The organism is Acidovorax sp. BL-A-41-H1 (genome assembly GCF_051942715.1).
Genome location: NZ_JBPVJQ010000003.1, coordinates 43,171 through 57,755, shown reverse-complemented (window position 1 = coordinate 57,755; position 14,585 = coordinate 43,171). Strand labels below are relative to the sequence as shown.

The 14,585-nt window shown below is 58.9% G+C and carries 16 protein-coding genes; 7 read left to right on the top strand and 9 right to left on the bottom strand.

Translation table 11 applies throughout. The annotated features are described in order from the left end of the window. Nucleotides 1–12 precede the first annotated feature (12 nt). Together ACTPOI_RS01445 and tnpC are read left to right on the top strand one after the other, a co-directional pair. Entirely contained in the window at nt 13–1,551 is a 1,539-nt protein-coding gene (locus ACTPOI_RS01445; protein WP_060987626.1) for an IS3 family transposase, read from the top strand. Nucleotides 1,552–1,582: 31 nt separating this feature from the next. Continuing rightward, nucleotides 1,583–3,076, top strand: coding sequence for an IS66 family transposase (gene tnpC, locus ACTPOI_RS01440; protein ID WP_304305439.1), 1,494 nt, complete (start codon nt 1,583–1,585; stop codon nt 3,074–3,076). A 116-nt stretch (nt 3,077–3,192) separates the two neighbouring features. Here tnpC and ACTPOI_RS01435 read toward each other — a convergent pair whose 3' ends face one another. Genes ACTPOI_RS01435 through phnC form a run of 4 tightly spaced genes read right to left on the bottom strand, consistent with a single transcriptional unit; the run spans nt 3,193 to nt 6,693 of the window. After that, nucleotides 3,193–4,176 (bottom strand): NAD(P)-dependent oxidoreductase, encoded by a 984-nt coding sequence (locus ACTPOI_RS01435; protein WP_060984578.1) that lies wholly within the window; start codon nt 4,174–4,176, stop codon nt 3,193–3,195. A gap of 8 nt (nt 4,177–4,184) precedes the next feature. Continuing rightward, entirely contained in the window at nt 4,185–4,985 is an 801-nt protein-coding gene (gene phnE, locus ACTPOI_RS01430; protein ID WP_003056093.1) for a phosphonate ABC transporter, permease protein PhnE, read from the bottom strand. After that, nucleotides 4,982–5,860, bottom strand: a complete 879-nt coding sequence (gene phnD / locus ACTPOI_RS01425) for a phosphate/phosphite/phosphonate ABC transporter substrate-binding protein (RefSeq protein ID WP_304305430.1) — start codon at nt 5,858–5,860, stop codon at nt 4,982–4,984. The genes phnE and phnD overlap by 4 nt, the downstream gene beginning before the upstream one ends. Next, a complete protein-coding gene (phnC, locus tag ACTPOI_RS01420) occupies nt 5,854–6,693 on the bottom strand; it encodes a phosphonate ABC transporter ATP-binding protein (protein WP_060984576.1) in 840 nt (279 codons plus the stop codon). The genes phnD and phnC overlap by 7 nt, the downstream gene beginning before the upstream one ends. A gap of 171 nt (nt 6,694–6,864) precedes the next feature. Here phnC and ACTPOI_RS01415 point away from each other — a divergent pair, with 171 nt between their 5' ends. Next, entirely contained in the window at nt 6,865–7,752 is an 888-nt protein-coding gene (locus tag ACTPOI_RS01415) for a LysR substrate-binding domain-containing protein (RefSeq protein WP_440105700.1), read from the top strand. Between the two features lie 138 nt (nt 7,753–7,890). Here ACTPOI_RS01415 and ACTPOI_RS01410 read toward each other — a convergent pair whose 3' ends face one another. The 4 genes from ACTPOI_RS01410 to ACTPOI_RS01395 form a co-directional block, all read right to left on the bottom strand. Then, nucleotides 7,891–8,166, bottom strand: a complete 276-nt coding sequence (locus tag ACTPOI_RS01410) for a transposase (RefSeq protein ID WP_204298269.1) — start codon at nt 8,164–8,166, stop codon at nt 7,891–7,893. Nucleotides 8,167–8,246: 80 nt separating this feature from the next. Next, on the bottom strand, nt 8,247–8,558 hold the full coding sequence (gene tnpB, locus ACTPOI_RS01405) for an IS66 family insertion sequence element accessory protein TnpB (protein WP_108497518.1): 312 nt from the start codon (nt 8,556–8,558) through the stop codon (nt 8,247–8,249). A 20-nt stretch (nt 8,559–8,578) separates the two neighbouring features. Continuing rightward, entirely contained in the window at nt 8,579–8,986 is a 408-nt protein-coding gene (tnpA, locus tag ACTPOI_RS01400) for an IS66-like element accessory protein TnpA (RefSeq protein WP_233250285.1), read from the bottom strand. Nucleotides 8,987–9,368: 382 nt separating this feature from the next. Further along, on the bottom strand, nt 9,369–9,812 hold the full coding sequence (locus ACTPOI_RS01395; RefSeq protein ID WP_304305421.1) for a helix-turn-helix domain-containing protein: 444 nt from the start codon (nt 9,810–9,812) through the stop codon (nt 9,369–9,371). Nucleotides 9,813–9,992: 180 nt separating this feature from the next. On the opposite strand from ACTPOI_RS01395, the gene ACTPOI_RS01390 reads away from it, so the two are divergent. Then, a complete protein-coding gene (locus ACTPOI_RS01390) occupies nt 9,993–10,427 on the top strand; it encodes a hypothetical protein (protein ID WP_304305420.1) in 435 nt (144 codons plus the stop codon). Here the strand turns inward: ACTPOI_RS01390 and ACTPOI_RS01385 are convergent. Beyond that, on the bottom strand, nt 10,424–10,726 hold the full coding sequence (locus ACTPOI_RS01385; RefSeq protein WP_304305419.1) for a helix-turn-helix domain-containing protein: 303 nt from the start codon (nt 10,724–10,726) through the stop codon (nt 10,424–10,426). The two genes, ACTPOI_RS01390 and ACTPOI_RS01385, sit on opposite strands and share 4 nt — an antisense overlap. A 112-nt stretch (nt 10,727–10,838) precedes the next feature. On the opposite strand from ACTPOI_RS01385, the gene ACTPOI_RS01380 reads away from it, so the two are divergent. The 3 genes from ACTPOI_RS01380 (at nt 10,839) to ACTPOI_RS01370 (ending at nt 14,564) form a co-directional block, all read left to right on the top strand. Continuing rightward, nucleotides 10,839–11,291, top strand: coding sequence for an HAD domain-containing protein (locus ACTPOI_RS01380; protein ID WP_304305418.1), 453 nt, complete (start codon nt 10,839–10,841; stop codon nt 11,289–11,291). Between the two features lie 338 nt (nt 11,292–11,629). Next, nucleotides 11,630–13,180 (top strand): type I restriction-modification system subunit M, encoded by a 1,551-nt coding sequence (locus tag ACTPOI_RS01375; protein WP_304305417.1) that lies wholly within the window; start codon nt 11,630–11,632, stop codon nt 13,178–13,180. Continuing rightward, nucleotides 13,170–14,564: a restriction endonuclease subunit S gene (locus ACTPOI_RS01370; RefSeq protein ID WP_304305416.1), complete on the top strand. Its 1,395-nt coding sequence runs from the start codon at nt 13,170–13,172 to the stop codon at nt 14,562–14,564. Before ACTPOI_RS01375 ends, ACTPOI_RS01370 begins: the two co-directional genes overlap by 11 nt. Nucleotides 14,565–14,585: the final 21 nt, after the last annotated feature.

Sequence of the window (14,585 nt, the reverse complement as noted above, 5' to 3'; positions counted from 1 at the left end):
AGAAGGTAGTTCATGTATTCCTACGAAGACCGAATCCGAGCCGTTGAGCTCTACATCAAGCTCGGCAAACGCACCAGCCCGACCATCCGTCAGCTGGGTTACCCAACCAAGAATGCATTGAAGGGGTGGTACCGCGAGTATCAGCAGCGGCTCGACCTGCCGCTGGGATATGCCCGTCGGCAGCCGAAGTTCTCGCAGGGCCAGAAGGCAGCGGCCATCGAGCACTACCTCACACATGATCGATGCATCGCTGCCACCATGAGGGCGCTGGGCTATCCAGGGCGTGGAACGCTAACCAAGTGGGTCCGCGAGGCATTCCCTGAAGCCAGGATGGCCCTTGTCGGCAGTGTGGGCCAGCGAAGATATCCCGATAGCTTGAAGCACGCGGGAGTGATGGAGCTTTGCACCCGGCAGGAAAGTGCACAGGCTGTTGCCGACAGGCTCGGCGTGTGCCGGCCAACGTTGTACAACTGGAAGAACCAGCTTCTGGGGCGTGAGGCACCCGCATCAATGAAACACACCGATCGATCACCGCAGGCGCAAGAGCGTGAAGAGCTCGAGCGCCAAGTTGAGATACTGCGCCACGAAGTCAGGCAACTGCGCCTTGAGCAGGACCTCTTGAACAAGGCCAATGAACTGTTAAAAAAAGGCCTGGGCGTCGATCTGCAGCTCCTGTCCAACCGGGAGAAGACACTGCTGATTGACGCCCTCAGGGAGCACTATGGCCTGCCAGAGCTCCTTGCACAGTTGAGTCTTGCGCGTAGCTCGTACTTCTACCATCGGGCCCGCGCGGCAATCGGAGACAAGTACGTGAGGGTGCGCCAGTCCATCACCGAGATCTTCGAGTCCAATCACCGCTGCTATGGCTACCGCAGGCTGCAAGCCTCACTGGCCAGAGAGCAAGGCCCGATCTCCGAGAAGGTGATACAGCGGCTGATGAAGCAAGAGAGCCTGGTCGTTGCAAAACCCAAGAGGCGTCGGTATGCGTCTTACCTGGGCGAGATCAGCCCAGCACCAGAGAACATCATCAACCGTGACTTCCAGGCAGCAGCCCCCAACAAGAAATGGCTGACCGACATCACGGAGTTCCAGATCCCTGCAGGCAAGGTCTACCTGTCGCCGATCATCGATTGCTTCGACGGGATGGTGGTGAGCTGGACCATCGGCACGAGTCCGGATGCAGAGCTGGTCAACACCATGCTGGATGCAGCCATCGAGACCGTCACAGAGACAAGCGATCGACCAGTGGTCCACTCAGACCGCGGAGGTCACTACCGCTGGCCTGGCTGGCTATCCAGAATGAGCGAGGCCAAGCTCACCCGCTCGATGTCCCGCAAGGCCTGCTCGCCTGACAACGCAGCGTGCGAGGGCTTCTTCGGTCGGTTGAAGAATGAACTGTTCTATCCTCGGGACTGGAAGAGCGTCACAGTTGAGCAGTTCATTGAAGTGCTCGACGACTACATCCGTTGGTACAACGAGAAGCGGATCAAGATCTCCCTGGGGGCCCTCAGCCCGATCGAATACCGGGTGAGCCTTGGACTTGCGGCATAAAACCAGTCCAAGTTTTTATCCGCACCCCCTCCTGGGGATTAGTGGGTCACTTCTGCGTGGAAATCAACAGCTTGCCTTCAAGCAGACCCTCATCGACAAGCTCACGCACGAGAACGCGCTCTTGAAGCGCATGAAGTTCGCCGCCCAATCAGAGCGCTTCAGCCCTGAGCAGAAGAGCCTGCTCGACGACGAGATCGAAGCGGACCTGGCGGCCGTGGCCAGCGAGATCGACGCGCTGGCGCAGACGCAAGCACCGGCCACCCCCGAGAAGAGACAGGCCAAGCGGATGCCCTTGCCGGCGCACCTGCCACGCCGCGAGATCCGCCACGAACCCACGTCCACCACGTGCGCGTGTGGCTGCCAGATGAAACGCGTGGGCGAGGACGTGGCCGAGAAGCTGGACTATGTGCCCGGCGTCTTCAGTGTCGAGCGCCACATCCGCGGCAAGTGGGCCTGCGCCCGGTGCGAGACCATTCAACAAGCGCCGGTCGAGGCGCACGTCATCGACAAAGGTATCCCCACCACCGGCCTGCTGGCCCAGGTGCTGGTGGGCAAGTACGCCGATCACCTGCCGCTGTACCGGCAGGAGGCGATCTTCGGCCGCGCTGGCCTGGCCATCCCTCGCTCGACCCTGGCGCAGTGGGTGGGCACCTGCGGGGTGCGGCTGCAGCCGCTGGTCGATGCCCTGAAGACCGAGATCCTCAGCCACCGGGTGCTACACGCCGATGAGACGCCGGTGGCCATGCTCAAGCCCGGCGATGGCAAGACGCACCGCGCCTACCTCTGGGCCTATGCGCCGGGGGCCTTCGAGAGCATCAAGGCTGTGGTCTACGACTTCTGCGAATCCCGCTCGGGCGAACACGCCCGGCGCTTCCTGGGCCACGGCACCGACAAGGCCTGGAAGGGCTGCCTGACCTGCGACGACTTCAGCGGCTACAAGGCCTTGATCGCCAGCGGCGTGACCGAGGTGGGCTGTCTGGCCCATGCCCGGCGCAAGTTCTTCGACCTGCACGCGGCCAACCAGAGCCAGATCGCCGAGTTCGCCCTGCAGCAGTTCGCCCGGGTCTATGAGATCGAGCGGGACGTCAAAGAGCTGGACACCGAGCAACGGCAAGCCGTTCGGCAGCAGCAGACCCGGCCGATCCTGGACGCTCTTAAAGAGTGGATGACGCTGCAACGGCGCCAGGTGCCCGACGGATCAGCAACCGCCAAGGCGCTGGACTACAGCCTGCGGCGCTGGGATGCGCTGACCCGATTCGTGGATGACGGACAACTGCCGGTCGACAACAACTGGATCGAGAACCAGATCCGGCCCATTGCCATCGGTCGTAACAACTGGCTGTTTGCCGGCAGCCTGCGTGCGGGCCAGCGAGCGGCCGCCGTCATGAGCCTGATCCAGTCGGCCCGTATGAACGGGCACGACCCGTATGCCTACCTCAAGGACGTGCTCACGCGACTGCCCACGCACAAGGCCAGCCGCATCGTCGAGCTCCTGCCACACCGCTGGAAACCCGCCGACGCCTGATCACCGGCCTCGGTAGGCCTGGGTTTGCCGGACGCTTACGTTGCACCCAGCCATAGGACATAGGCTTTGAAGCCGCGCCCATTTCAGCTGGCGTGCAAACCGCCGAGCAACCATACCTATGCTGCCGCGCTGGCCTCGACAGCAACATCACTCAAACTCTCGCCCCTGAGTGAGCGGACTAGGTTCTCAGCAGCCCGCATTTCAATTTCGAACCGTACGCGTCTCACAGCCGAGCCGATGTGGGGAGTGAGTACTGTTCTGGCGTTGTTGGTCAATCCCGGATGAATTTCGCGAGGTCTGTCTGGAAGTAGCCAATCTTCCATCTCATAGACGTCAGCGGCGTACGCGCCAAGTTGCTCATTCGCCAAGGCATCGACAACCGCCCTTTCGTCGACCACAGACCCCCTACCCACGTTTACAAGGATCTGGCCCTTTTTCGATAGTTGAAGCATCCTGGAGTCAACCAGGTGGCGCGTATCGCTAACAAGAGGCACTGCCAGGAACACATAGTCCGATGTGCTGACAGCCTCATCGAGCGTGACCAGTTCGACCTGATCTAGACGCACACTTGGGTCTACACCAAGCAGCCGCGCGCAGCCAAAGCCCGCGAGTCGCGCCAATATGGCCTGCCCAACTTTTCCGAGACCGATCACGCTGGCCACCGACCCATGAAGCCCGGTTCCGTATAGAGCTGGCCTCCACCCAGAGTAGCCTGCTCTTGTAGCGGCGTCACCCTGAAGCACGTTCCTGCCAGCAGCAATAGCCAATCCGATGGCCAGCTCGGCTGTGGGCTCTGTGAGGAGGTCAGGAACAAAGGTGACGCTCACCCCGGCTTGTGCGCAAGCCCTCAGGTCGAAGTTGTCGTACCCCTTGAGTGCACAGGAGATGGTCTTGAGCCTGGGAGCGTTCAGCAGCGACTCTTTGGTCACACTGTCTGTCATGAAGGCCATCATGGCATCAGCATCCACGAGGTACTCCCTGAGCTGGCTGGGGCTCCAGGGTTCAGGCCCTGGATTCATGATGACCTCACCCTCAGCCTGGAGCTTCCTTAGAACCTCTTCATGAACTGGCTGCGTTACGACGATTTTCCGATGATTCATTTTTCGATTTACTTGAGACGCTTTCGCAGCATCGATCCAATGCTGTCAACCACGAGGACACAGGCAAGAATCGACAGAAGGATGGCTGAGACCTCGTCATACTTGACAAGGCGAAGTGCTGCCATCAGCTCGAAGCCGATGCCACCTGCACCGACAATGCCAAGTACTGCGGAGGCCCTGAAGTGGTACTCCCAGCGATAGATGGTTATGTCTGCCAACTGTGGAAGGACTTGGGGGATAACGGCATGCGAGATGACCTGAAAGCGGCTTGCGCCTACCGCAGCAGCTGCTTCAAGTGGCTTCGGATCCACGTGCTCAATGGCTTCCGCGTAAAACTTTGCGACCATTCCCGTGGAATGCAACGCCAGTGCGAGCACCCCAGGTAGAGCACCAAACCCTACGGCTGCCACGAACAGAATGCCAAGAATGATTTCTGGCACGGACCGGAATGCCGCCAGGATGACTCTGGCCACTCTTCCCACCAAAGGATTGGGGGTGGTGTTTGGAGCCGCCAGGAGCGCCAGCGGAAGTGAAAGCACGATAGTCAGTGCTGTGCCGGCAATCGACATCGCCAAGGTGTCCCTCAGCGGGATGACCCAGTGCTCCCAGCGGTCGAAGTTGGGAGGGACCATCTCAGATGAGAGCTGCTTGACAGCCGGGGCGCCTTCGATGAACCGCTGTGCATCGAAGAACCCCGTGACGTACAGGGCTACAAGGCAAACCAGAAGGACGAACGCTGTATTGCGCAGTCCAATGAACTGCTCCCGCTTGTCGCGACTGATGATGTTCTCGAATGCAGCCGAGGTCATTGCATACGGCCCAAATCAAGCTTCAGGATGGTTGCGGTATCCCTAAGGACGTCATATGCAGCGTCATCAGTGGCGGCAAACGCCTGGACACGAAACGCCTTGAGCACCTCAGCATCCTTCATGTCCAGAAAGGAAGAGCGGATGGCAGCTTTGAGCTCAGGCTTGAGGTCCCCCTGCATGACGATCGGATAGTTTGGAATGGGAGCAGAAAGGTCAAGCTGAACAATCTTCGTGGCATCAATGCTTCCTCGAGCGATGAGGTTGTCCAGAATCGGCTTGGACAGAGCCCCGGCTGGAATCTGACCCGACTGCACCGCACGTGCGACCGCGTCATGTGCCCCAAGGTGAACTGGCCGATAGTCCTTCTCACCATCAAGCTTGTACTTCTTGAGCAGGTGTGCACGTGGTGCAAGGTGGCTTGATGTGGACGCCTGGTCGCCAAATCCGAAGGGCTTGCGGCGCACGTCTTCAAGCGTTTTCACCGGCCCTCCGGCCATTGCGATGAGGACCGACTGGTATGTGGGCGACCCACGTTCAACGCCCACCGCAAAGGGCTCAATCCCGGACGCCTTAGATTTGGCCAAAACGTACGAAAACGGTCCAAAGTACGCTACCTCAATCCGACCGAACCGCATTGCCTCGATCATCGAGGAGTAATCGGTAGTCACCACAATCTCAACATCCTTCTTGAGCTGCTGTTCAAGATAGCGCTTAAGAGGCTGCGCGTTCTGGATGATGCTGGCAGCGTTCTCATCTGGAAGAAGGGCGACACGAAGCTTTGATGGATCCTTTCCCTGCGCATGAGCCCACAGAGGAAGGAGTGCAGCAAAAGAAGCTGCGCTGACAACAAGAGAGAAGTTACGGCGATTCAGCATGGCAAGAGCTCCTTGGTTTGACTGGATTGAAGAGTTCGGGGGCTATCAGTGGACGCACTCGTGTTGGAAGCGTTGGACTGCTTTGCATAGAGGTTCCGCGCAACATCGGGACTCAGCTGCTCTGCCCTACCCTCGAATACAACAGCTCCCTGGCGGAGCCCAATGATTCGGTCTGCAAACGAGCGCGCGAGCTCCACCTGGTGAAGACTCACGATTGCGGTGAGGTGGTCCTTTTTGCAGATCTCATGCAACAAGGTGAGCACGCTATGTGCGGTTGCCGGGTCCAGGCTGGCAACAGGCTCATCGGCCAGCAGGATTCGTGGCTTCTGTATTAGCGCCCTAGCTATGCCTACGCGCTGCTGCTGCCCCCCAGACAAGGCATCAGCCCGGGAGAGCGCCTTTTCGAGCAGCCCGACACGCTCAATCACTGTGAGCGCCTCCAGCTTGTCCTTCTTGCTCCACGGCCATAGCGAAGCGAATGCACCCCTGTCACCGAGCTTTCCCATCAGAACATTCCTGAGGACCGACTGACGTCCAATCAGATGATGCTGCTGGAAAACCATCCCACAGCGCTTGCGGTGCTCTCTCAGCGTCTTTGCGTTGACTACCCCACCTGCCAGGCCAGGTATCGATACCTCGCCTTTTGTGGGCAGCACCAGTCCATTGATGCTTCGTAACAAGGTGGACTTCCCTGCGCCCGAGGCGCCCAGAAGCACCAAAAACTCTCCCTGCTTCACATCCAGACTCGTCGGGTGCAAGGCCACGGTCGAGTCACCGTAGCGGACGGAAACTCCCTTGAGACTCAGAACGTCTCGGTCCTTCTCCAACTTCATGTTGTTACCTTTGCAAGTTTCTGCCTGCGAGCAGCGCGAGAGCGCTTATGACGCACATTTGCCGCAGAAAGAAGTTCGATACGGCTAGGCATGCGTGCAGTTTGTTCGTGGAACGTGTCATCAATATGAAACTTGCACCCCGAAAAATAGGGGTATCTATAGATAACACCTATGTCTGGACTCACGCTACTTGCGGCTTTGAAAGCCTTTGATGCGACGGCAAGGGCCGGAAGCATGACTGCTGCTGCGAAGCTGCTTGATCTACAGCAGCCCACCATCTCAGCGCATATTCAGCGCCTGGAGAATGAGTACGGCGTGGAGCTTTTTCTTCGTCAAGGCCGCCGGCTTGAGCTGACTACCTTTGGCAGGACTCTGCTGGACTACACGCGGCGGGCATTCAGCGGCGAGGAAGATGCGCACGCCCTTTTGGCAGCAGCCAAAAACCGATTCGTCGGGCGTCTTGTGATTCACGCGATCGGCCCGTACAACGTAGTCCCTGTTCTGAAGGCCTTCGGGAGCCGCCATCCCCAGGTCGAGGTCTCTGTCCGTGTAGGCGACTCCCGCTCAATCACGGAAAAGCTCCTCGACTACCAGGGTGATGTCGGCGTGGTCCTCAATCACGCCGAGCACCCCGAACTCCATTGCATGCCATACAGGTCACAGCGCCTGGTGGTCTTTGCGAACCGAGAGCACGCCCTAGCCCGGTGCGGTGAGATAGTGCTCAAGGACCTTCAGAGCCAGCGCTTCGTCATACGTGAGGAAGGTTCAACGACAAGAAGAGTCTACGAGAGCGAGCTAATTGCCCGCAATATCAACATCCAGGTTGCGCTGGAGATGGGAAGCCGGGAGGCTGTCCGCGAGGCAGTCGCACAAGGAATAGGACTAGGCGTCGTTGCCGAGACAGCCTATGTTCCAGATCCGCGTCTTGTGAAGCTGAAGATTCTGGATACAGCAATGGCCACCCACGTCGACTTCATCTGTCGTCGCGAACGACAGAACGCTCCGCTGATAGCAACGATTTTCGACTTGGCAAAAGAGGTGAGAAGAGGCCTGGCCTAAAGATTCACGAACTTGGCGACAGGGCCCGAGTGGATCATTCATGCCAAGCCTATCGTTAGGGAAGGTCTGCACAACGCTCGTTGCGACGAGTGCAGATGCGCGAGTTTTCAGATGGCGGCAACTGCGGCGTGATTCGGGTCATTCGAGGGCCGATTCGCACCCCGTTGTCGACCCTTTCGGCCGCTGCGGACGCACTCCCTGCAGGTCTTCTTCGAGCGCGTCTTCCAGCAGACTGCGCTGATCGGCGTTCAATGCCTCAGTCTTGGCGGCGAACTTCAGCCGCTTGAGGATGGCCATCTCGTAGCTGAGCTTGTCCAGCAGCGTCTGCTTGTGTTTGAGCTCGCTCATGAGGTGCTGCAGCATCTGGCGCATTTGCGCCTCGTCCATGCTCTGCAGATCCACCGGTTCGTTCATGGCCGTCATCATCCCCGATGGGTGGGCAGCCGCCTACTGGCATATCCACGAATTGAACGCCATAGCACGGGCGACCAACATCACAGCACCGTGATCACAGCGTCTTCTCCCAGGCGCTGCCAGGACAAGCCGGTGACCAGTGCCTGCAGTTGCTCGGCGCTCAGCGTCAGTTGGGGACCCAGGCGCTCATCGCCCCAGACAAACTTGCCTTGGTTCAGGCGCCTTGCGGCCAGCCAGACGCCAAAACCATCGTGCACCAGTACCTTCAGGCGGTTGGCCCGTGCGTTGGCAAAGAGATAAGCGTGGTGCGGGCGGGCCGCGCCAAAGACTTGCACCACTCTGGCCAGGGCCGTCTCGGGGCCGGTGCGCATGTCCAGCGGTTGCGTGGACATCCAGACCGCATCGACCCGGATCACCGCAACACCTCGCGCAAGAGCGCCCCGCACTGGCCCATTGGGCACTGCAGACTGACCACCAGTTCGCCGCGTTGCAGGCGCACCTGGACTGGCGCAGATGGCGGCGGTAAAGGCGGGGATGGCGCAAACGCAGCCAGCGCTTGCTCATCATGGGTGCTGGCGGCCATTGCCGTGAGCGGCAGCGAGATGAAGCCGGGCTCAGCATCCGTACCGACGCCCGGTTGCGCGCGCACAGGGCCCGCCTCCCGAATCCATCGGTGCACCATGTTCGCGTGCAGTCCGTGCGACAAGGCCACACCACCGACACTGGCTCCGGGCTGCGCGCACGCTGCCACCAACTGTGCCTTGAACGCTTTGCTGTATTCACGCCGGCGCGGCCGGCCTTCGCTTGAAAACTGTTCCATCGTCTCCACGATCCTCCAATCGTGGACACGATGCCCGCTTCTCACGGCGCTTTCAATATGGGGTCACCGGACGGATACGATGTACGCGCGCGGCATGACGGTGCGCGAGATTCAGGGCTTCCTCGCTGCGTAATCCAGTTCTTTCGACCAGGTAGTCCAGTACCGCCCACAGTATGACCACTGGTCCTGACCACTGGTCGCGTCTCTCTCTGAGTGAATTTTCAGTAACTTATTGTGGATAACTATTCGCGGCCCAGCGATTGTGAATAACTTGCCTCCAGCATTGAAAACCTATGCTGCTCAGACAGCCCACTCCGTCCTGCGGGCCGACAAGGGAGCTTGAGAAATGTTTGCGCTGAAAAACTTCAGCCTGGACAGAAGCCTACAGCCAGAACCCACGCTTATTCACATTAGCAAACAGCGCTGAGAGTGCTCCGAGATCCTTCGTGTCAAGCAGCATTTCAGTAGTGCCATTGAGAGAGGTCGGCAACTGGGTGCCGTGGATTTCTCTCGACTGCTTGAGAACCTGGTCGAGCAAACTGCTTCGGGGAAGGAGTATGTAACGCACCTCGCAGTCCAAGCCATCGGCGAGCTTGGCCAGCGTTTTCAAAGAGATACTTTGATTTGCTTCTGCCTGCTCCAGCTTGCGCACGCCTTGGGCCGTCATTCCGGTCCGTGTACCAAGGGCCGTTGAACTCATGCCTAGGGCGAGGCGGATGGTCTTCACCCAGCCGCACCTCGGTGTGACATCGCGATGCAGCTTCGCGAATTCGCAAAACTGCCGATCAAGTTCTGCCAAGCGGGTGAAATCCAGACGGCTTTTCAATTTTCACGGATTCCTGGAAAGCAACTGATTGGTTGCCAAAGTTGTGCTGCGGGGCAACCGGATGCATTCCATTCGCCAGTGGCAACGCTACGAGCGAAATAACGCCTTGGAGCTCGGTTATCTTCGCGCTCCCCGGTTCCGAATGGGACCAAATAGTCTCACATTTCTTGAACAACCGACATGCTGCGTGTGGAAAAAACTACTCTTGGAACATTTGGAGAGCCTGAACTGGCAGGCCTCATCAACTCGCGAGGGTGGAAATCAGTCTTGCCTGATGCTTTAGATGATCAGCATCTGCTACTCGTCTCAGAGCAACTGAGGGATTTGCTTGCAGGCAAGGGCTGGGACGATAACCAGGGGCCTGGCAGCGCTGCCCTACCGATCACTTTGTTGCTGCTGTCGGAGGCGGGTGCCGAGCGGCTGAGTAAGGGCTTTGCTGTCGCGATGAGTACATTGCATGAGGCGATGACTCTTCTAAGCATCACTATTGATAGAGAGATCGTGAGCCGGATTTTGCATCGTAAGGATGGCCCCACTGGCGCTGAACTGATGGAAAGCCTGCGTGTCCTTACTCACAACGACGTCGAACACGGCCGGTCACCTCGCCCGGCCTAACCCAAGGTCAAAGCTTGGAGGTCGGCCTTCACGGTCTCAATGATTTCGTCGAACGATGCCAGCTCCAAACCTTGGCAATACGCTGTCGCGATCAGCGTCATAGGATGGATCTGCAAACTCTCAGCCAATCCCTCTATGGTTCGGATGCTCGGCACTTGGTGGCCTTGTTCAACGCGGCTGATGTGCCGTCGGCTCGTCGCAAAAAGCATGTCTTCCTGAGTCACGCCCCGTGCAGCGCGCAACACTTGAAGCGCGCGACCAAAGTCAGCTTTGGGTCGGAGTTGTTTTCGGGAAGACATACTCCCGATTTCCGCCCAATGAGACCAATAAGACCACGACCAACTAGTCTCATTGCAAATCCCGTCGTAAGAAAATTCTCCGCGTCAGGAGTCTTCCCTTGGATGTCGCCCAATGCCTATCGTGTTTCTGGATTTCGACGGTGTTCTACATCCGGAGCATTGCCATGAGTTAAAACACTTTAGCTGCTTACCCGTGTTTGAGAGCGTTCTCAGCCAGGTTCCCGACTGCAAGCTGGTGATCGCGAGTACTTGGAGGCTGCAAATTCCAGTAGAGCGTCTTCGAGAAAAACTGGGGCCCAATGTGGCTGCCAAGCTCGTGGGAGTTACCCCCCAATACTGCTATCTTCGCGACGTTCCGCCTACGCTAGTTGGTTACGAGCGGGAAGCCGAATGCCATGCGTGGCGACGCGCCAATCAGGTTCTCAATGAGCCGTGGCTTGCGATTGATGACCGTTCCTGGCTTTACAGGCCGTTTTGCAAATCGCTTTTCCTGACCAACAGCCGCACAGGTTTATGCACTACAAGCGCGGAACGGCTTGTCGCACGGCTTCTGAAGCTTCTTTGAAAACGTGCACCCTCAGAAACTGACTGAGCTGCGGTACGGTCTAGACGAAGCAAGCCCCCGGTGCGACCTCTGCGAAAGCATGCCCCTGGGGGCGACGTTGTTGATCATATGCAGGTCGAATATGAATGACTGCGAAGGAAACGAGTGAAGCGCTGTCGCCAGGGAGCGTTGGCCAGGTAGGTTGCCATTCAAGTTGAAGCCTGCGCCCTCAAGACAGTTGACCGAGCGCAGGGACCTGTATCCATCTGTGATCGTGACGGTAAGATGGGACGAGTGATTTCTATGCGTCCAACCCGCTCTTTTGAGCCGGGTTGTGCGGCCAAATTCTCTCAGCCTCCATGCTCGACGACATCAAAAAAACCCTTTGGGCCACCGCCGACAAGCTGCGCGCCAACATGGACGCCGCCGAATACAAGCACCTGGTGCTCGGCCTCATCTTCGTCAAATACATCTCCGACACCTTCGCCGCCCGCCGTGCCGAGCTGACGGCCCGCCTCACCAACCCCGACGACGAATACTTCTACGGCGACGCCGACCCCGCCGACATTGAAGCCGAGCTGGAAGACCGCGACTACTACAAGGAGGCCAACGTCTTCTGGGTGCCCGAAGGCGCGCGGTGGGAAGCCCTGCGCAATGCCGCCAAGCAGCCCGACATTGGCAAGCGCATAGACGACGCCCTCACGCTGATCGAGGCCGAGAACCCCAAGCTCAAAGGCATCCTCGACAAACGCTACGCCCGTGCGCAATTGCCCGACGGCAAGCTGGGCGAGCTGGTCGATTTGGTCTCCACCATCGGCTTCGGCGAAGACGCAGCCATTGCCCGCGACGTGCTGGGCCAGGTGTACGAATACTTTCTGGGCATGTTCGCCAGTGCCGAGGGCAAGCGCGGCGGGCAGTTCTACACGCCCGCCAGCATCGTCAAAACCCTGGTCGCCATCCTGGCCCCGCACGAAGGCAAGGTCTACGACCCGTGCTGCGGCTCGGGCGGCATGTTTGTGCAGAGTGAGAAATTCATCGAAGCCCACGGCGGCAAGCTGGGTGACGTGAGCATCTACGGCCAAGAGGCCAACCCCACCACCTGGCGCCTGGCCGCCATGAACCTGGCCATTCGCGGCATCGACTACAACCTGGGCCGCGAGCCAGCCGACACCTTCACCCGCAACCAGCACCCCGACTTGCGGGCCGATTACATCCTGGCCAACCCGCCCTTCAATATCAGTGACTGGTGGCACGGCAGCCTGGAAGGCGACCCGCGCTGGGAGTTTGGCGACCCACCCCACGGCAACGCCAACTACGCCTGGTTGCAGCACATGCTGCACCACTTGAAGCCCACGGGCCGTGCAGGCATTGTGCTGGCCAACGGTAGCATGAGTTCCAGCCAGAACAACGAAGGCGTGATCCGCGCCGCCATGGTCGATGCTGACGTGGTCGAAGTCATGGTAGCCCTGCCCGGCCAGCTGTTCTTCAACACCCAAATCCCCGCCTGCCTGTGGTTCCTGGCCAAGAAAAAGGCGCGCAAGGGCGAGGTGCTGTTCATCGACGCCCGCAAGCAGGGTCGCATGATCAGCCGCGTGCAAGCCGAGCTGACAGACGACACCATTGCCCATATCGAAGCCGTGGTGGCCGCCTGGCGCGGCGAGCCGGGCGCAGGCAGCTATGAAGACGTGAAAGGCTTTTGCCGCAGCGTGCCCCTGGCCGAAATCGCCCAGCACGGCCATGTGCTCACCCCCGGTCGCTACGTGGGTGCAGAAGACGTGGAAGACGACGACGAAGCCTTTGCCGACAAGATGCAAAAGCTCACCGAAAAGCTGGGCGAGCAAATGGCCAAGGGCGCAGAGCTGGATGCGGTGATTCGGGCGAAGCTGGGGGGGCTGGGGTATGAGTTCTGAGTGGGCCTCTCTAACGATTGGTGACTTGGTGCGGGAAGGAGAGGCTACCGTTCAAACAGGCCCATTCGGCTCACAACTGCATAGTCACGACTACGTGGCCTCTGGGACCCCAGTGATCCCGACTGAAGCCATTGGAAGAGGACGGATTCTTGATATCGACGTGCCTCGCGTAGACGCAGCGAAGGCGTCCGAGCTTTCCCGACATCGGCTTCGTGTTGGCGATATCTTGTTTGCACGACGCGGAGCGCAAGCTACAGGCCTATCTGCAATTGTCGATGAAAGATTTGAGGGTGCACTCTGTGGAACAGGCGCTTTACTACTCCGCCTCCAAAGTCCCCGAATTGACCCGCAATATCTAGCGATGTTCTTGTCTAGTGAGACTGCTTATTCATGGCTGAGGACGCACGCGGTGGGGGCTGTGATGCCCAATCTGAACACAGCCATCATTCAAGCACTCCCCGTCTCATTGCCTGGAATTCATGAGCAGCAACGCATTGCAGGGTTTATAGGTGCGCTCGACGACCGCATCACTCTCCTGCGAGAAACCAACGCCACCCTCGAAGCCATCGCCCATGCCCTGTTCAAATCCTGGTTCGTTGATTTCGACCCCGTGCGCGCCAAGATGGAAGACCGCACGCCCGAAGGCATGGACGAGGCCACCGCAGCGCTGTTTCCCGATGGGTTTGAAACGTCGGAGTTGGGGGAGGTGCCGAGGGGGTGGCGAGAGTCGACCCTTGGCGAACTGATCGAGTTGACCAAAGGATGCTCTTACAAGGGTGACGGTCTGTCAGAGGCTGAGGGCGCATACATGTTCAACCTCGGGTGCTTCAACGCCCATCGAGTGTTTGCCTCAGAAAAAGTCAAGCGATACACGGGTGAGTACAAGCCGCGCCACTCTGTGCAAGCGGGCGACCTAATCATCGCGAATACCGACATGACGCAAGCCCGCGACATTCTTGGCCGTCCCGCATTTGTGCCTATAGGATTCGACCCAGGCTTCATCTCCCACCACGTCTACAAAGTCACCGTGCGTCCTGAGTGGCAAGAAAAAGCGCGAGCTATCCGCAGTCTTTTGTTCTTCGCTTTACAGGAAAGTGCTTTTCGGGAGCGTGCGATTGGATTTGCAACTGGTACTACCGTATTGGCGTTGCCTGCGACGGCAGTTCTTGGCAGTCCAGCACTTATTCCAACCGCCGATCTGCTCGACGTGTTCGATGGTGCTGTGCAACCCATCTTCGAGGCTATTTCAATCAATGAGCAGAGAGTCACCACACTGGCCGAAACGAGAGACACCCTGCTCCCCCGCCTGATCTCCGGCCAACTGCGCCTGCCCAAAGCCCAGGCCGCTACCGAGGCCGCGTTGGGCGCTGCGCTGCAGGCATGACGGACCTTTTCGCGGGCACTG